Genomic DNA, 17834 nt, shown 5'->3' with positions numbered 1-17834 from the left:
CACTGCCTCACTGCCTCACTGCCTCACTGCCTCACTGCCTCACTGCCTCACTGCCGAGGAAACATGAAAGCCCGCATCAAGATCACGCTCAAATCCGGTGTCCTCGATCCGCAGGGCAAGGCCATCCAGAATGCGCTCGGCGCGCTCGGCTTTACGGGCGTCAACGACGTGCGCCAGGGCAAGTACATCGAGGTCGATGTCGCGGGCATGAGCGAGGACAAGGCGCGCGAGGCGGTGGACCGGATGTGCCGCGATCTCTTGGCCAATACCGTGATCGAGAACTACAGCTACGAGCTGGCGCCCTAACCATGCCGTGCGCCCGGACGGCCGCGTTGCTGATCGGCGTCATTATTCCCGCTGTCGCGGCCGCGCAGGCGACAAGCCCTCCGGCGCTCAATTGCGTGCGAGGGTTCGACGGTCTCAAGGCGACGGCCGAGGGGCTTCCCGACGCGCAATGGACGGAGGAGGACGGCTACGACATCGCGACACTTTCGGCGCCCGAGCGGTGGATCGCCCGCATCGCGTTCACCCGGCCCGGCCACCCCGCACATCCCGCCGTCACCCTCCGCACGCGGCGCAAACAGGTGGCCGAGGTCTGGACGGCGGACAGCAAGGGCTGCGGCTACGGCGACCCGAGCCAGTTCTCCCTTCTCATGGCAGATATGAAATCCGCCGACACGGCGCTCACCAACGCATCCCGGATCGAGGTCGAGCGCCGGAAGGCGGACCGCCCTCCGCTCGCACCCTGACAGGAACAGGAGACCGACCCCATGCTGCGCGCTTCCGTCATCGTCTTTCCGGGGTCGAACTGCGACCGCGACGTGAAGACGGCGCTCGAGGCCGTCACGGGAACTCCGGCCACGATGGTCTGGCATGGCGATGCCAGCGTGCCGGCCTCGGACCTCATCGTGCTGCCGGGCGGCTTCTCCTACGGCGACTATCTGCGTTGCGGGGCCATGGCGGCGCACTCGCCCATCATGCGCGACGTGGTCGAGAAGGCGAAGAAGGGCACGCCCGTGCTCGGCATCTGCAACGGGTTCCAGATCCTCTGTGAAGCTGGGCTCCTGCCCGGCGTCCTGATGCGCAACCGGTCGCTGCACTTCATCTGCCGCGATGTCCCTCTCAAGGTCGAGAACAACACCACCTTCTTCACGACCTGCTATCGCAAGGGCGAGGTCGTCCGCATGCCCATCGCGCATGCGGAAGGCAACTATTTCGCCGACAGCGAGACGCTGGACCGGCTCGAGGGCGAGGGCCGGGTGGTGCTGCGCTATTCGGATGTGGAGGGCAACGTCTCGGCCGAGAGCAGCCCCAACGGCGCCCAGCGCAACATCGCGGCGATCGCGGACCCCACGGGCCGCATTCTCGGCATGATGCCGCATCCGGAACGGCTCTACGAGCCGGCGCTCGGCGGGACCGACGGTCGGCGCGTGTTCGAGAGCGCGCTCATCGGCGCCGTCGAGCGGGCGGGCTAGAGCATGTTCAGATCATGCGGACGCGGTTGGCGCGCTTTTCTCCCCATTTGTGACCATCAGCCGTAGGGGACCCCCGCCCCTAACCCCTCCCCACAAGGGGAAGGGAAATGACGCTTCGAGTCCATAAGATCTGAACAAGTTCTAGGGTCCAGCTTGGGTGGACGCATGGCCGTGCGCCCAATCGGCGTGTCCGGATCCCGGCCGTCCATGCGGAGCATGGCTCCGTCATGATGCCGATGACGGTGTGAGAGGCGGCAGTCTAAACTCAACGTCACTCCGGCGAAGGCCGGAGTCCAGACACGGCCGGCCGCTTAGAAACGCTGCCCCGGTTTCAGGCGAGACTGGATCCCGGCCTGCGCCGGGATGACGTCATTTGGTTACAGGCCGATCGCGGTCCGCTTGTCACTCCGGCGAATCCTGCCCCGGCGAAGGCCAGGGGTCGGTGTCCAGACACGCTTCGCATACCGAACCGCTGTTTCCCCCTGAAACGGAAACGCTCTGAGCTGCCCCATCACGAGGCCAGCCGCTCGTCCGCGAGCAAACCCCGAGGCAGCCCCTCGCCGGCCTGTTCGAGCAGGAACGCGTCGAGCTCCATCGCGGTCGGCAAGCCGGCGCGTGCGCCGAGGCGCCGGCATTTGAGCGCCGCGGCCGCGGACGCCGCCAGGGCGCACGCCGCATCCGCTAGGCCGGACGCCACGCCGAGCGCGAAGATCCCGTGGAACGCGTCGCCCGCGCCGGTCGTATCGACCACCGGCACCTTGAACGCGGGCTGCATCCCGAGCGATCCGTCGCGCGTCTTCCAGGCATACCCGCGCGCGCCGCGCGTGACGCCCGCATGCCGCGCACCCCTGGCGATCAGCGCATCGAAACGCGCCTCGTCATCGGCGCCGACGACGAACGTCTCGAACGCCGGCGCCGAGAAGATCGCGTAGTCCGTGAGGTCGGCCACGCGCTCGAACAAGATACTGCCGCCGAGATCGACATCGATCAGCGTCGGAACGCCTTCCGCACGCGCGGCCGCGAAGGCTGCGCGCGTTCCTTCGAGCCAGGAGAGATCGCTGAGGACGGCGCCTGCCGATGCGATCCCAGCGAGCGGCAGCCAGCCCGCGTCCATCGGCATCACGTGATCGTCCTCGCTCACCACCAGCCGCTCGCCCTTGGCGTCGACGATGACGGCCGCCGTGGGCGTCCTGGCGCCTGCGCATCGCTTCACGCCGTCGATGTCGACGCCGGACCGCTCGAGAGCGCGCAGCGCCTTGGTCCCCGTGTCGTCGTCGCCGACACGGCTCCAGAGGGCCGCCCGGCCGCCGAGCACCGCGATCGCCGCCGCCGCGTTGGCCGCCGACCCGCCGCCTTCCTCGCGGTGGTCCCGCGCGCTGACCTTGGTCGGCCTGGTGGGAAAGGCATCGATCCGGTAGACGCGGTCCAGCGCCGTGTGGCCGACGACAATGACGGGCTTTCCCTGCATGCGACGCTCCTAGTGTCCCGATTCCGAAGTTCGCTTGAGTTTGCGGCTAGGTCCCATAGCGACCTTCGGAATCATAAGGGACACTAGAATCATGGACTTTCTCGTGTGATCGAGATCGAGAAATTCGCTCGGGAGCAGGCCGCTTGATATGGCGAATTTCTCGATCATCACACGAGCGTGTGACGAAGATCAGACCACACAAGGCTTTGAACGACCTGTGATGCGGTCCCTTGAGCGCGATCAAGCCGCCAGCTCCGCGCGCCGGCAAGGCTCGGCGGCCGACATGCTCGATCTCATTCAGCCCAACATCCGACGAAAGGTTCCACGATGAACGAGTTCGTAAGAAAGATCGAAGCCGAGAGCGCGCCCTGGAGCCCGGGCGAATTCGAGGCGCAACTGCGCGCCGTCGGCCCCGAGCGCTACCACGACCTGCACCCCTTCCATAAGCTCCTGCACGGCGGCAAGCTGAGCAAAGGGCAGGTCTCCGCCTGGGCGCTGAACCGCTACTGCTACCAGGAGGCGATCCCGCGCAAGGATGCCGCCTTCATGAGCCGCACGCACGACCGCGCGCTGCGTCGCGAGTGGATCCACCGCATCCAGGATCACGATGGCGTCCTTCCGGACGAGCACGGCGGCATCGAGCGCTGGCTCGTGCTCACCGACTGCCTGGGCCTTGACCGCGAGTACGTCACCAGCATGCAGGGGGCCTTGCCCGCAACGCGCTTCGCGGTGGAGGCTTACGTGCGCTTCGTCGTCGAGCAGCCCCTCGTCGTGGCCGCCGCGTCCTCGCTGACCGAGCTGTTCGCCCCCTCGATCCACCGCGAGCGCATCGCCGGCATGCTCGCCAACTACGACTTCGTCAACGACGACGTCATGGCCTATTTCAAGCGCCGCCTCTCGCAGGCCCCGCGCGATGCCACCTTTGCGCTCGAGTTCGTCAAGCAGTACGCGGGCACACGCGCGCTTCAGGAAGCCTGCGTCGATGCCGTGCGCTTCAAGTGCAACGTACTCTGGGCCCAGCTCGACGCCCTGCATCTGGCCTACGTGGTCGGCATGATCCCGCCCGGCGCCTATCGCCCCGACGCCGCCTGACGGGCACCCGACAGCCTGTCGTTCGCCAGATCGGAACGATCGGAGCCGCCGCGGCTCCGATCGTTTTTTCATGGCCATATTCCCCACGCGCTCCAAACGGCGTAGTGAGCGCGGGGCGCCTCCCTGCCTCTTGCAATGTTCTTATTTTGTTCTATTCTCTCCCGGTATCCGTTTGGCCCGCCGGGAGCAGACTTGCATGTCGTCCGAGACCCCGGGATCTCGACCCAGCCGCGCCGAGATCGTGGCAGATCTCCGCCGCCGCCTGGCCCGCATGGAGGGCCTCGCGGACGACGGAGACGGCTATCTATCCTTCGGCCTTCCCGCGCTCGATGAGCATCTCCCGCAGGGAGGGCTCGTCTTCGGCGCCGTGCACGAGATCGCCGCCGCAAGCGACGCCGACCTCCCCGCCGCCTTCGGCTTTCTGCTGGCCCTCCTCGCCCGCATGCCGGGTCGCGCGCCTCTTCTTCTCATCCTCGCATCGCGGAAGCTCGCCCGGTGCGGCGCACCGCATGGGCACGGCCTCGCCGGCCTGGGCCTCGACCCGTCGCGCCTGATCCTGGTCGAGACCGCGAACGAGACCGAAGCCCTATGGGCCACCGAGGAGGCGGTGCGCGCGCGCGGCCCCGCAGCCGTCGCAGCCGCGCTCGGCGGCAGGCTCGACCTCAAGGCAAGCCAGCGGCTGCTGCATGCCGCCCGCGATGCGAGGCTGCCGCTTCTCCTCCTGAGAGCGGGCGGCGAGAGCGTCGTCACGGCGACGACACGCTGGCGCATCGGCGCGTCACGCGGGGCCCACGACCGCTTCGGCATGCTCTCCGGCTGGCGATGGCACGTGGCGCTCGAGCGCTGCCGCAACGGATGTCCCCGAGAGTGGAACGTGGAGTTCGACCATGCCACGCATCGTTTCGGTCTGGCTGCCCCAATGGCCGGTGCACCGCTGGCTCGCAGCGGAGCAGCGTAGGCCATCGGGCCAGCCCGTCGATCCCCGCGCGCCCCTGGTGCTCGCCGACGGAACGGACGCGCCGCGCATCGTCGCATGCAATCCGGCCGCACAGGCCTGTGGCCTCGCCGCCGGCGAGGCACTGGCCGATGCGCGCGCACGCATCGGCGCCCTGCAGGTTCGTATCTGGGACCCCGCCGCGGACGAAAAGGCCCTCGTCCGCCTGGCGCGATGGGCCACGCGCTATACGCCCTCCGTCGCGCCCTTCACGGCGGAGAACGGAGCGGACGGTTTCTTTCTCGATGTTGCGGGCGCCACGCACCTCCTGGGCGGCGAGGACAGGCTGCTCGCCGATCTCGCACGCCGCATCGAGGCGTTCGGCCTGCCGGCCCGTCTCGCCATGGCGGAAACGGCCGGCGCCGCCTGGGCCCTCTCGCACGCCGCCCGCGAGGCGCTGCCGATCGTGCCCGCCGGCGCGGAGAGCCAGGCGCTGGCGCCGCTCTCCATCGAGGGCCTTCGCCTCGCCCCCGAAACCGCCCTCACCCTGCGCCGCCTCGGCTTCAAGCGCATCGGCGACCTGATCGGCAAGCCGCGTGCACCCTTCGCGTCCCGCTTCGAGCGGAACGTCCTGCGCCGCCTCGATCAGGCGCTCGGACGTGCACCCGAACCGCTGGCCCTCCTCGCCCCGCCTCCGGCCTACATCAAGACGCGGTCGCTGCTGGAGCCCATCAGCACCGAGGATGCGATTATCGCTGTCGCGACACGCCTCATGCAGGATCTCGTCCCGAAGCTCGAAGCCGACGGCGTCGGGGCGAGGTACCTGCGGCTCTCGCTCTACCGCGTCGACGGCGCCGCGCAGAGGCTGGACGTGGGCTGCACGCTGCCGACGCAGAGCCCGGCCCATGTCGCCCGCCTGATCGGCCTCAAGCTCGAGCGCCTCGCGCGCCTCCTCGAAGCCGGCTTCGGCTTCGAGACCCTGAGCCTCGCCGTCATCGTCGCCGAAAGGATGAGCCCGCGCCAGCAGGCGCTCACCGCAGCCTCCGAGGAAACCGAGCGCACCCAGCGCTGCATCGGGCTGCTGGATGCGTTGCGCCTACGCTTGGGCCCGGACAGCGTGCGCCATCTGGTCCCCGTCGACAGCCATTGGCCCGAGCGCAGCGAAAAACGAACGGAGACATCAGACGAAGTCGCGATCTGGCCGCCGATCAAAGGGACGCGCCCGCCGCTGCTTCTTCCGCGTGCCGAGCCCGCAGACGTCATCGCGCTCATGCCGGACGGGCCGCCCCAGCGTGTGCGCTGGCGCGGCAGGCTGCACATGATCGCCCATGCCGAAGGCCCCGAGCGCATCGCCGCCGAGTGGTGGCGCTCGCGGACGGCACAGCCGGCCCGCGATTACTACCTGGTCGAGGACGACGCCGGCCGCCGGCTCTGGCTCTATCGCGAGGGTATCCCGGGCCGCGAGACGGCGGCGCCGCGCTGGTTCGTGCACGGGATGTTCGCATGAGAGAAGTCCACCACATGCACAACGCGGTCCCTCCCTCATCATGCCGAAGGCATGTCTCTGACATGACATGCCGAAGGCATGTCTCCGACATGACGTGGGGGAGGCTAGGAGGGTGGGAACCCAGAACTGCAGCCGTCGGGACTCCCCCCACCCCTGACCCCTCCCTGCATCGAGTCGACGACTGGCCTTCGGCGAGATGGGGAGGGGAACGTGCACTTCTCCGGAAAGAGAGCCCATGACCCGCTATGCCGAGCTGGCCGTCACCACCAACTTCTCGTTCCTGCGCGGGGCCTCGCATCCCGGCGAGATCGTGCTGGCCGCCGAAGCCCTCGGCCTCTCCGCCCTCGCCATTGCCGACCGCAACAGCTTCGCCGGCATCGTCCGGGCCTTCGAGGCCTGGAAGAAGAACAAGGTCGCCCTGAAATTGATCGTCGGCGTGCGCCTCGTCACCGTCGACGGCCTCGAGGTGCTCGCCTACCCGATCGACCGCGAAGCCTACGCCCGCCTCTGCCGCCTCCTGACCATGGGCAAGCGCAAGGTGCCGCACAAGGAGCACACGGACTGCCGTCTCACCTTCGAGGACATCCTCGGGGCGGCGGAGGGGCAGATCCTCATCGCGCTCCCGCCCGAGGATCTCACGGCCCTCTTCACCCGGCGCCTCGAACGGCTCGCACGTGCCGCCCCCGGACGCAGCTATCTCGCCGGCATCCACGGCTACCGCGGCGACGAGCCGCGCCGCCTCGGCACGCTCGACGAGCTCGGCAAGCGCGCCGGCACGCCCCTGGTCGCCGTCAACGACGTGCACTACCACACGCCCGCGCGCCGTGCGCTCGCCGACGTCGTCACCTGCATCCGCGAGAGGTGCACGATCCACGAGGCCGGCTTCCGCCTCGCCGCCAACGCCGAGCGCCACCTGAAGCCGCCCGCCGAGATGGCGCGCCTGTTTGCCGCCTTCCCCGATGCCATTGCGCGCACCATCGAGATCGCCGATGCCATCCGCTTCAAGCTCGACGATCTCAAGAACGAGTATCCCGACGAGCCCGTGCCGCCCGGCAAGAGCGCCCAACAGCATCTCGAGGATCTGACGTGGCAGGGTGCCCGTGACCGCTATCCGGGCGGCATTCCCGAGAAAGTCGAAAAGCAGGTCCGCGAGGAGCTGGCGCTCATCGCCAAGCTCACGTACGCGCGCTACTTCCTCACCGTCCACGATGTGGTCCGCTACGCGCGCCGCAAAGAGATCCTCTGCCAGGGCCGGGGCTCTGCCGCCAACAGCGTCGTTTGCTTCTGCCTCGGCATCACCTCGGTCAATCCCACGGAGAAGAATATTCAGCTTCTCTTCTCACGCTTCATCTCCGAGCGACGCAACGAGCCGCCCGACATCGATGTCGATTTCGAGCACGAGCGGCGCGAGGAGGTGATCCAATACGTCTACGAGCGCTACGGCCGCGAATACGCCGCTATCTGCGCCACCGTCATCCATTACCGCTCGCGCCGCGCCATCCGCGAGGTTGGCAAGGCCATGGGCCTCACGCCGGATGTCACCGCCGCGCTCGCCAGGACGGTCTGGGGCAGCCACGCCGATGGCCTGCCCGACACGCACATCCGCGAGGCGGGCTTCGATCCGGAGAATCCGCAGATCCGCCAGTCGATCCTGCTCGCGCGCGAGCTTCTTGGCTTTCCGCGCCATCTCTCCCAGCACGTCGGCGGCTTCATTCTGACCAGGCGGCGCCTCGACGAGACCGTGCCCATCGCCAACGCCGCCATGGAGAAACGGACCTTCATCGAGTGGGACAAGGACGACATCGACACGCTTGGCCTGATGAAGGTCGACGTGCTCGCGCTCGGCATGCTGAGCCTCCTGAGGCGCGGCTTCAATCTCCTGACGACGTATTACAAGCGTCCGCTCACGCTCGCGACCATCCCGGGCGATGGCACCCCTGACGCCGACGGGGTCTACGAGATGCTGAGCCACGCCGACTCGATCGGCGTATTCCAGGTCGAGAGCCGGGCGCAGATGTCCATGCTCCCGCGGCTCCGGCCGAAGGAGTTCTACGATCTCGTCATTGAGGTTGCGATCGTCCGCCCCGGCCCGATCCAGGGCAATATGGTGCATCCCTATCTGCAGCGGCGCGACCAGGATCCGAAAACGATCGTCTATCCCTCTCCGTCGCCGAAGCATGGCAAAGAGGATGAGTTAAAGGAGGTGCTGGAACGCACGCGCGGCGTACCGCTGTTCCAGGAGCAGGCGATGCAGATCGCCATCACGGCGGCGAAGTTCACTCCCGACGAGGCCGACGGCCTTCGCCGTTCCATGGCTACCTTCCGCCACAACGGCAACGTGCAGATCTACCGCAAGACGTTCATCGAGAACATGACCGACCGCGGCTACGATCCCGAGTTCGTCGAACGCTGCTTCGGCCAGATCGAGGGCTTCGGTGAGTACGGTTTCCCCGAGAGCCACGCGGCGAGCTTCGCGCTGCTCGTCTACGCCTCGGCCTGGATCAAGTGCCACTATCCGGATGTCTTCTGCGCCGCCATCCTGAACAGCCAGCCCATGGGCTTCTACCAGCCGGCCCAGCTCGTGCGCGACGCGCGCGAGCACGGCGTCGAGGTGCGCGAGGCCGACGTCAACTTCAGCGACTGGGACTGCACGCTGGAGCCCGCGGACCAAGGCCCCCACCGCTTCGCGGTGCGCCTAGGCCTGCGTCAGATCGAAGGCCTCTCCGAGAAAGAGATGGAGGCGCTCGTCGCTGCCCGCGGTAACGGCTATGCGAGCCTGGAGCGTCTCGCCGCTGTCGGAGGCGTCTCGCGTGGCGCGATAGAGCGTCTGGCCGCCGCCGACGCCTTCCGCTCCATGGGCCTCGACCGCCGCGCGGCACTCTGGTCGGCCCGTCGCCTGACGACGATCGGTCTATCAAGCGGAACGGGAGAAACGCGGGAAAAGCGCAAGGCACGCATTCCGGGCAACGGCACGCTTCCCCTCTTTGACATGCGCGTCGGCGACGAACTCTTCCCCGAGCCCAAGATCGCCTTGCCCGCGATGCCGCTCTCCGAGCACGTGGCGGAGGATTACGTGACAACAGGCCTGTCATTGAAGGCGCACCCTGTGTCGTTCTTCCGTCAGCGCCTCGAACGGGATGGCGTGACGCCGAACGCCGACCTGCGCAAGCCGACCCTCACGCGAGACGCTCAGAAAATCGGCGTTTCCGGCCTCGTTCTCATCCGTCAGATGCCCGGCGGGAAGAAGGTCGTCTTCCTCACGCTCGAGGACGAGACGGGCATCGCCAACATCATCGTCTGGCCGAAGGTCTTTGCCCGCAATCGCCGCACGATCATGTCGGCGCGCTTCCTGCTCGTTCGCGGCCGTCTGCAGCGTGCCGGCAAGGTCGTCCACGTGCTCGCCGAAAGTTTCATCGATCTCACGGGTGCGCTCGCGCGCTTGCGCGATGCAGATCGTCTCGGCCTGGAAACAATCGGCGCTCCCGACACCACTCCGGCGCCGCTTCCGATCAAGAGCCGCGACTTCCACTGAAAACATCAACTACCTGATGTATTTTTGCACTTGTCGTTCGCTATATTCGTATAGATATATCCACCGGGGGAACACAGCCGCAGGACGGCTGTCAGACGTTGGGGGAAGAGATGTCCAGATATGTTTTCGCGGCCGTCACGGCAGCCGGTCTCTGCGTCGCGGCCACCTCGGCCGGTGCGCAGGATGTCAGCACCGCCACTCCGGGCGGCGATGTCACCGCCGACGAGGCGACGCCTCTTCCTCCCGTCGTCGTGCAAGCGCCTTCCGAGCCTCCGCGCCGAAAGGCGAAGCGGCAGACAACATCCTCGGGCAGCGGCGTCTCGGCTCAGTCCGGCGCATCCGACATTCCGGGCACCGTGATCGCCGAAGGCCCGGTCGTCGCTCCGTTCACGCTCGGCCAGATCGACCTGATCGGCGGCTCGACGATCACCAACGAGGCGATGTGGACTTTTAACAAGCAGTCGCTGCGCAACGCGGTCGAGATCGCGCCCGGCGTGACATCCCACTCCGCCGGCGGCCGGCGCAACGAGGGCGACATCTTCGTGCGCGGCTTCGATCGCTTCCGCGTGCCGCTCTCCATCGACGGCGTGCGCATCTACCTGCCGGCCGACAACCGCCTCGACATGAACCGCTTCCTGACGCCCGACCTCGCCGAGATTCAGATCCAGAAGGGCTATGTCTCGGTGCTGAACGGCCCCGGCGGCATGGGCGGCGCCATCAATATGGTGAGCCGCAAGCCGACCAAGGAGATCGAGCTCGAAGGCCGCGCCGGCCTCGTAATGAACGGCGATGTCAGCGACATGAACCAGTGGAGCAGCTACGCCTACGCCGGCACGCGCCAGAAGGGCTACTACGCCCAGATCTCCGGCAACATCGTCGACCAGGACCAGTTCAACCTCTCGGATGATTTCAGACCGTATCAGTCCGTACCGTTCGACCCGACGTTCCCATACGAGACCGGCGGAGACCGCGACGGATCCGACTTCCGCGACTGGCGCATCAACGCCAAGGTCGGTCTGACGCCGAACGCCACGGACGAGTATTCGATCAACTACACGACCCAGAGCGGCGAGAAGAACGCACCCCTGCACGTCGCCAAGGAGCAGCTTCAGACGCAGCGCTATTGGCAATGGCCGTGGTGGGATATCCAGAGCCTGTCCTGGCTTTCGAAAACCCAGATCAGCCAAACCTCGTACGTGAAGACAAACGTCTACTACAACACCTTCGAGAACCGCCTGAGCTCGTTCGACAACGCAGATTTCGACCTTCAGACGCGCCCCTACGCATTCGACAGCGACTATGACGACTTCGCCTACGGAGGCTTCGTCGAGATGGGCACCGAGCTCATTCCGATGAATACGCTCAAGGCGGCGATCCACTACAGGCGCGACGACCACAGCGAGCGCAACATCAACCAGCCCGATACGATCGCATTCCGGGAGCCCTGGCAGTCCAACGTCGAGGACACGTGGTCCTTCGCCGCCGAGAACACATTCCACGCCTCCAAGCGTCTCGATTTCATCGCCGGCGTGAGCTACGACTACCAGGACGTCAAAGTCGCGGAAGACTTCGACTCCGTCGCTGCCGCCATCGTCAAGAAAGAGGTGACGGACGCCGACGCCTGGAACTACCAGGGCGGCGCCATCTACCGCTACTCGGAGACGGGCGATTTCCATGCCACCGTCTCGAGCCGCACGCGCTTCGCCACCGTGTTCGAGCGCTACAGCACACGCTTCGGCTATCAGACGCCCAATCCGGATCTCGCACCCGAGCGCGCGACCAACTACGAGATCGGCGCAAGCGAGACGCTGTTCAATCAAGCGCGCGTATCGGGCGCCATCTTCTACTCGGATCTGAAGGACGCGATCCAGCAGGCCTACATCATCACGGGCTCGGGTTCTGTCAGCGGCCAGCTTCAGAACGTCAGCGGCGAGCACTACGGCTTCGAGGTCTCGGTCGACTGGGACATCGCGCCGGGACTGCGCGTCGGCGGCAACTATACCTACCTCCAGCGCGAGTACGACTACGTCACGCCCGGCACCAAGCCCGAAGGCACACCGGATCATGAGGCGTTCCTCTACCTCGCCTGGCAGGCGATGCCGAACTTCACCATCACGCCGAGCCTCGCACTCGCGTCCGACCGTTACAGCATCGTGACGAGCGGCAGGACGCGCACCTATATCGAGACCGGCAGCTATGCGCTCGCCAACATCCAGGCCGAATACAAGTTCACGGAGAACGCCTCCGCGTCCATCGGCGTAACAAATATGTTCGACGAGGACTACGCCCTCGCCGAAGGCTTCCCGGAACCGGGGCGCCAGTTCTTCGCCAACGCGCGCGTGAGGTTCTGAACTGCCATCTATCCAGACCGGCGCCTAGCGTTTATTCAGGAAGCTGACGCTAGGCAAAGGAAGGAAGACGGCCATGAAGATCAGCGCACGCAACATGTTGAAGGGCAAGATCGTCGACGTGAAGAAAGGCGCCACCACATCGCATGTCTCAATCGACATCGGCGGCGCGGTCGTGACGGCGTCGATCACCAACGAAGCCGTCGACGAGCTGAAGCTCGCCGTCGGCAAGGACGCCACCGCCATCATCAAGGCCTCCGACGTCATGGTCGGAGTGGAGTGACATGAAACGCCACCTGATCGCCGCCATCGTCCTCACAGCAGGCCTCGCCGCCGTACCGGCGTACGCCCAAGACGCTCCTGCCGCAAACGCCCCCGCTGCGAACGCGGAGACGTGCGAATTCCTCTGGCCGCTCGAGACCGAGATGGGCTGGATGCGGGCGGCTGAGGCCGAGAAGGCGGCATCGGGGGCCACGCTCGCGCGCCTGCCCGACGATAAGGCCGTCGAGCTGGCGCTGAAACCCACCTCCGAGGTGGCCTTCCCCGCGAAGCCGACCCGCACGCCCAAGGCCGGGGACGCAAAAACGTTCGGCGGTTTCGTAAACGTGGAGACGGCGGAGGCCGCGCACGTCCAGGTGACGCTGTCGGCCCACGCCTGGATCGACGTCGTCCAGAACGGCAAGCCGCTCGAGGCCACCGCCCACACCGGCGCGATGGGGTGCCCAGTGGCGAGAAAGAGCGTGCGCTTCGAGGTCGGGGCCGGCCCGCTCACGATCCAGCTCAGCGGAGCCGACACGGAGACCATCCGCATCGCAGTCCGTCCGGCGGCGGACTGAACGCACAGGCCGCCCAGGGGCCGCTCCGCCTCGGAAACCGGTGACAATTCGGGCAAAGTTGCCACACGGCGTCATTTCCCAGAAGAAATCGCACGTCCAGGGAAACCTTGTTTGAGGTATCGCTTGACCCTGCGCAGGCCGCCGTCGGAAGTAGGGCGCACGAACCCAGAAATCCGATGACGATGTCGGGTGGAGGAGCGCAGCGCGCCTTCGATGGGACGCCAGACGATCCGCAGGCCTGCCGCAGGTGACATAGGCGCCCCGGGGCGTCCTAAGGCCGTCCGGGACCGTCCTCCGCCACACGAAAACCCGATTTTTCGGTTGTCGACACGGAACAATGCCCGAGGGAGACATGCTGAGGCGTGCAGGAGCCTGGCTGGCCGTGATCCTTGCCATCGGTGGCATCGCGGGTGCGCTTGGGTTCTACAAGTACAATGAGATCGAGGCCGCGACGGCGGCCTCCCAGGCGACGCCCGAGCCCGTCGAGGCGGTGGTGTCGGTGCGCGCCCGCGACGGCGAATGGTCGACCTCGACGCGCGCCATCGGCTCGGTGATCGCGCTCCGGCAGGTCGATCTCAAGAACGAGATCGCAGGCGTCATCGCCAAGGTCGGCTTCACGTCCGGCGAGAGCGTCGAGGAGGGCGCGCTGCTCGTCCAACTCGACGCGCGCCAGGAGGAGGCCGCGCTCGCCGCCGCCGAGGCCGACGCACGCCTCGCCAAGCTCACGCTCGAGCGCCGCGAGGGCCTGCGCAACAGCGCCGCCTTCAACCCGCAGGAACTCGACCGCTCGCGCGAGGAACACGCCGCCGCCATGGCGCGCGCGCAAAATCTCGCGGTGATCGTCGACAAGAAGCGGATCGTGGCGCCCTTCCGCGCCCGCGTCGGCATTACCGACTGGCAACCCGGCGCCTACCTCGACGCGGGCACCCTGATCGTGACGCTGCAGGGCATCGCCGAGGATGCCTACGTCGACTTCTCCCTGCCACAGGACGACGCCTCCGCGGTCCGCACCGGAACGCGCATCACGCTGAGCGGGTCGGCCGTTCCGGGCGGAGAGGCCAAGGCCGAGATCGTGGCCGAGGACAACAGCGCCGACGCAGGGAGCCGCGCCGTGCGTTTCCGCGCCGTGGCCAGGGGCTTTGGCGAAACATTGCGCCCGGGCACATTCGTGGACGTGACCGTTCCGACATCCTCGCCCCAGCCGACGGTGCTGATCCCCCTTGCGGCCGTCCGGCGCTCGCCGGCGGGCCAGCACGTTTTCGTGCTCGTCGACGAAAGCGGCAAGTTGCGCGCGCGCTCGCGCGCCGTCATCACCGGCGTCGTGCAGGGCAACGACATCGCGGTCCACGAGGGGCTGACGGCCGGCGAACTGGTGGCCGCCTCGGGGTCCTTCAAGCTGCGCGAGGGCCTGCTGGTGGAGACCGATACGGCCGCCGTCCCCGCGGCGGAAGCCGGCATCAACTGAAGGGCCGGCCCATGCGCGCGATCGAGATCTTCGTCCGGCGCCCCGTCATCGCCGTCGTCGTCAACCTGGCGCTGGTGCTGATCGGATTGCGCGCGATCACGCAGCTGCCGATCCAGCAGTACCCGCGCATCGAGAGCTCGTCGATCGTCATCACGACGGTCTACATCGGCGCCTCCGCGGAGAGCATCCGCGGCTTCGTGACGACGCCGGTCGAGCGCGCCGTCTCCTCGATCACGGGTATCGACTACGTGGAATCCTCGAGCGTGGCCGGCGTCAGCACCGTGACCGCACGGCTGAAGCTCAACCATCCGAGCACGGTCGCCCTTGCCGAGGTCGGCAACCGCATGGACCAGATCCGCAGCGAGTTGCCGCAGGAGATCGAAAGCCCGGTCATCGAGGTGCAGCGCGCCGATCGGCCATACGCGACCTTCTACGTCAGCGTCACCTCCGAAACGCTGACGCCACCCGAGATCACCGACTACCTCTCGCGCAACATCCAGCCGCGTCTTTCCACCATCCCCGACGTGCAGCGCGTCGGCCTCGAGGGCGCGCGCCCGCAGGCCATGCGCATCTGGCTCGATGCGGAACGCCTTGCTGCCTTCGGCCTCGGAGCGGCCGATGTCGAGGCGGCGCTGACCCGCAACAACTTCCTCGCCGCCGTGGGGCGCACCAAGGGCAGCCAGGTGCAGGTCGACCTGCTCGCGAACACAGACCTCAAGAGCCCGGAGGAGTTCGAGCGCCTCATCGTGCGCGAGGACGGCAAGCACATCGTGCGCATTTCCGACCTCGGCCGCGTCGAGCTCGGCGCCGAGGAGGAGACGGCCAACGTCCGTCACAACGGCAAGGATGCGGTCTACCTCTCCGTCTGGCCGCTCCCCGGCACCAACGAGATCGCGGTCGCTTATGCGCTCCGCGCCGAGCTCGAGGCCATCCGCAAGGACCTGCCGCCGGGCACCGAGATCGGCCTCGCCTACGACGGCACGGTCTATATGGAGAACTCGCTCAAGGAGATCGGCAAGACCTTCGCCGAGACGGTGCTCATCGTCGGCATCATCGTGTTCCTGTTCCTGGGCTCCTGGCGCAGCGCGCTGGTGCCGCTCGTCACCATCCCGATCTCGCTGATCGGCGCCGCCGCGGCCATGATGGCCATGGGCTTCTCGCTCAACCTCCTGACGCTGCTCGCCGTCGTGCTTTCGGTCGGCATCGTCGTCGACGACGCTATCGTCGTTGTCGAGAACGTGACGCGCCTCATGCAGACCGGCATGAGCCGCACCAAGGCCGCCCTCGTCTCGACACGCCAGCTCTTCACGCCGATCATCGCCATGACCATCACGCTGGCCGCGGTCTATGCGCCGATCGGATTCCTCGACGGGCTGACCGGCGTGCTGTTCAAGGAATTCGCCTTCACGCTCGCCATCGCCGTCATCGTCTCGGGTTTCGTCGCCGTCACGCTGTCGCCGATCATGAGCGCCTATTCGGTTTCGGAGGGCGGCCACGAGAACGGCTATGCCCGCTTCGTCCACCGGAGCCTCGACCGCCTCTCGGTCGCCTATGGCCGCGCGCTCGACGTGATCCTCCACCTCCGCGCACAGACGATCGCGTTCGGCGCCTTTCTCTGCCTGCTCGCCGTGCCGCTCTATATGTTCTCCTCGCAGGAGCTGGCGCCGGTCGAGGACGAGGGCTTCGTGCTGCTGATCGTCAACTCGGCGCCGGACGCCTCGCTCGCCTACACCGCCGGGCACATGGACAAGGTTCAGGCCATCGGCAAGGCGCTGCCCGAATATGAGGCCATGTTCGAGATCGTGTTCCCCGCCACCGGCTTCGGCGGCTATCTCCTGAAGAACTGGCACGACCGCACGCGCCCGGCCCACGACATTCAGCCGGAAATTTTCGGCGCCGTCTCGAAGATCAAGGAGCTGCAGATCTTCCCGGTCCTGCCGCCGGCTCTCCCCGGCGCCGGCAATTACGACGTGGAGCTGGTGCTCAAGGGTCCCGGCACGCCCGAGCAGATGGCCGAGTACGCCGGCAAGCTCGTCGACGCCGCCTTTGCCAGCGGCCAGTTCATGTTCGCCGACACCGACCTCAAGATTGATCTGCCGCAGGTGATCGTGACCGTGCACCGCGAGCGCGTGGCCGACCTCGGCCTCGACCTTGCCGACGTCGGGCGCCAGCTCGGCATCCTGATCTCCGGCAACTACGTGAACCGCTTCACGCGGGAGGGCCGCGCCTACAAGGTCATCCCCCAGGTCAACCTCGCCGACCGCGCGGTCGCCGAGCGCCTCCTCGACTACAAGATCCGCACCCGCGACGGAAAGCAGGTGCCGGTCTCCGCGCTCGCGAGCCTCGAGACGAAGACGGCACCGCGCACGCTCGCCCGCTTCCAGCAGGCCGACAGCTTCCGCGTCTACGGCGGCGTGATGCCGGGCATCACCAAGGGCACGGCGCTCGAGACCCTCGAAGCCGCCGCGCGGAGCATCCTGCCCGCCGACTACACGATCGACTACGCTGGCGAATCCCGCCAGATCCGCCAGGAAGGCGCGACGCTCGCGGGCACGCTCGGCTTCGCCATCCTGCTCATCTATCTGGTGCTCGTCGCCCAGTTCGGCAGCTTCCGCGACCCGCTCGTCGTGCTGCTCGGCTCCGTGCCGCTGGCGCTCACCGCCGCCCTCGTCTTCACGTTCCTCGGCTTCACGACCATCAACATCTACAGCCAGATCGGGCTCATCACACTCGTCGGCCTGATCGCCAAGAACGGTATCCTCATCGTCGCCTTCGCCAACGAGTTGCAGCGCCAGGGCCTCGACAAGCTGGCGGCCATCCGCGAAGGCGCGAAGACCCGGCTCAGGCCCATCCTGATGACCACCGCAGCCACCGTGTTCGGCCATCTGCCGCTGGTCTTCGTGACGGGGGCCGGAGCGGAGGCGCGCAACAGCATCGGCATCATGCTCGTCACCGGCATGGCGATCGGAACCCTGTTCACGCTCTTCATCCTGCCGGCCGTCTACCTCGTCATCGCCGCCGAGCACCGCCCGCGCGAGCACGACGCCGACATCGAGGCGCCCGAGCCGCTCGCCGTCCGCGAGTCCCTCGCCTGACCGACCCGTCCCGGCCTTACCAAACCGTAATGCGCCGGTAAGCGGGCGAACATCTCTCGCGCGTATGCTTCGAGTCCTGCTA

At 67.1% G+C, this 17834-nt stretch carries 13 protein-coding genes; 12 read left to right on the top strand and 1 reads right to left on the bottom strand.

Annotated elements, in window-relative coordinates:
• The first annotated feature begins 63 nt into the window (after positions 1 to 63).
• From purS to purQ, 3 genes are read left to right on the top strand one after another with little or no spacing between them, the layout of a single operon-like run.
• Positions 64 to 306: a phosphoribosylformylglycinamidine synthase subunit PurS gene (gene purS / locus V7082_RS14235; RefSeq protein WP_334149623.1), complete on the top strand. Its 243-nt coding sequence runs from the start codon at positions 64 to 66 to the stop codon at positions 304 to 306.
• Positions 307 to 308: 2 nt separating this feature from the next.
• On the top strand, positions 309 to 749 hold the full coding sequence (locus V7082_RS14230; protein ID WP_334149621.1) for a hypothetical protein: 441 nt from the start codon (positions 309 to 311) through the stop codon (positions 747 to 749).
• A gap of 21 nt (positions 750 to 770) precedes the next feature.
• A complete protein-coding gene (purQ, locus tag V7082_RS14225; protein ID WP_334149619.1) occupies positions 771 to 1475 on the top strand; it encodes a phosphoribosylformylglycinamidine synthase subunit PurQ in 705 nt (234 codons plus the stop codon).
• Positions 1476 to 1986: 511 nt separating this feature from the next.
• Here the strand turns inward: purQ and V7082_RS14220 are convergent.
• Positions 1987 to 2943, bottom strand: coding sequence for a PfkB family carbohydrate kinase (locus tag V7082_RS14220; protein ID WP_334149617.1), 957 nt, complete (start codon positions 2941 to 2943; stop codon positions 1987 to 1989).
• Positions 2944 to 3270: 327 nt separating this feature from the next.
• Here V7082_RS14220 and pqqC point away from each other — a divergent pair, with 327 nt between their 5' ends.
• The 9 genes from pqqC to V7082_RS14175 all read left to right on the top strand — a co-directional run bounded on the left by pqqC (position 3271) and on the right by V7082_RS14175 (position 17752).
• A complete protein-coding gene (gene pqqC / locus V7082_RS14215) occupies positions 3271 to 4035 on the top strand; it encodes a pyrroloquinoline-quinone synthase PqqC (protein ID WP_334149615.1) in 765 nt (254 codons plus the stop codon).
• Positions 4036 to 4231: 196 nt separating this feature from the next.
• Positions 4232 to 4993: an ImuA family protein gene (locus tag V7082_RS14210; protein ID WP_334149613.1), complete on the top strand. Its 762-nt coding sequence runs from the start codon at positions 4232 to 4234 to the stop codon at positions 4991 to 4993.
• Positions 4923 to 6476 (top strand): Y-family DNA polymerase, encoded by a 1554-nt coding sequence (locus V7082_RS14205; protein ID WP_334149611.1) that lies wholly within the window; start codon positions 4923 to 4925, stop codon positions 6474 to 6476. The genes V7082_RS14210 and V7082_RS14205 overlap by 71 nt, the downstream gene beginning before the upstream one ends.
• A 235-nt stretch (positions 6477 to 6711) precedes the next feature.
• A complete protein-coding gene (locus V7082_RS14200) occupies positions 6712 to 10008 on the top strand; it encodes an error-prone DNA polymerase (RefSeq protein ID WP_334149609.1) in 3297 nt (1098 codons plus the stop codon).
• A 110-nt stretch (positions 10009 to 10118) separates the two neighbouring features.
• Entirely contained in the window at positions 10119 to 12359 is a 2241-nt protein-coding gene (locus V7082_RS14195) for a TonB-dependent receptor plug domain-containing protein (RefSeq protein ID WP_334149608.1), read from the top strand.
• Between the two features lie 73 nt (positions 12360 to 12432).
• Positions 12433 to 12639, top strand: a complete 207-nt coding sequence (locus V7082_RS14190; protein WP_334149607.1) for a TOBE domain-containing protein — start codon at positions 12433 to 12435, stop codon at positions 12637 to 12639.
• Position 12640: 1 nt separating this feature from the next.
• Entirely contained in the window at positions 12641 to 13192 is a 552-nt protein-coding gene (locus tag V7082_RS14185; protein ID WP_334149606.1) for a hypothetical protein, read from the top strand.
• Between the two features lie 352 nt (positions 13193 to 13544).
• The gene (locus V7082_RS14180) at positions 13545 to 14657 is read left to right on the top strand and encodes an efflux RND transporter periplasmic adaptor subunit (RefSeq protein WP_334149604.1); all 1113 of its coding nucleotides are present in this window, start codon (positions 13545 to 13547) and stop codon (positions 14655 to 14657) included.
• 11 nt (positions 14658 to 14668) lie between these two features.
• Entirely contained in the window at positions 14669 to 17752 is a 3084-nt protein-coding gene (locus V7082_RS14175; protein WP_334149602.1) for an efflux RND transporter permease subunit, read from the top strand.
• Positions 17753 to 17834: the final 82 nt, after the last annotated feature.

Source organism: Hyphomicrobium sp., assembly GCF_036833075.1.
Lineage (GTDB): Bacteria > Pseudomonadota > Alphaproteobacteria > Rhizobiales > Hyphomicrobiaceae > Hyphomicrobium_C.
Note: the sequence above shows the minus strand (reverse complement) of the source record. Positions and strands in the feature narration are given on the sequence as shown.

Coding starts and splice junctions, on each gene's coding strand:
- V7082_RS14200 (WP_334149609.1), top strand. CDS start 6,712: ATGACCCGCTATGCCGAGCTGGCCGTCACCACCAACTTCTCGTTCCTG.
- V7082_RS14210 (WP_334149613.1), top strand. CDS start 4,232: ATGTCGTCCGAGACCCCGGGATCTCGACCCAGCCGCGCCGAGATCGTG.
- V7082_RS14230 (WP_334149621.1), top strand. CDS start 309: ATGCCGTGCGCCCGGACGGCCGCGTTGCTGATCGGCGTCATTATTCCC.
- pqqC (WP_334149615.1), top strand. CDS start 3,271: ATGAACGAGTTCGTAAGAAAGATCGAAGCCGAGAGCGCGCCCTGGAGC.
- purQ (WP_334149619.1), top strand. CDS start 771: ATGCTGCGCGCTTCCGTCATCGTCTTTCCGGGGTCGAACTGCGACCGC.
- V7082_RS14180 (WP_334149604.1), top strand. CDS start 13,545: ATGCTGAGGCGTGCAGGAGCCTGGCTGGCCGTGATCCTTGCCATCGGT.
- V7082_RS14195 (WP_334149608.1), top strand. CDS start 10,119: ATGTCCAGATATGTTTTCGCGGCCGTCACGGCAGCCGGTCTCTGCGTC.
- V7082_RS14175 (WP_334149602.1), top strand. CDS start 14,669: ATGCGCGCGATCGAGATCTTCGTCCGGCGCCCCGTCATCGCCGTCGTC.
- V7082_RS14185 (WP_334149606.1), top strand. CDS start 12,641: ATGAAACGCCACCTGATCGCCGCCATCGTCCTCACAGCAGGCCTCGCC.
- purS (WP_334149623.1), top strand. CDS start 64: ATGAAAGCCCGCATCAAGATCACGCTCAAATCCGGTGTCCTCGATCCG.
- V7082_RS14205 (WP_334149611.1), top strand. CDS start 4,923: ATGCCACGCATCGTTTCGGTCTGGCTGCCCCAATGGCCGGTGCACCGC.
- V7082_RS14190 (WP_334149607.1), top strand. CDS start 12,433: ATGAAGATCAGCGCACGCAACATGTTGAAGGGCAAGATCGTCGACGTG.
- V7082_RS14220 (WP_334149617.1), bottom strand. CDS start 2,943: ATGCAGGGAAAGCCCGTCATTGTCGTCGGCCACACGGCGCTGGACCGC.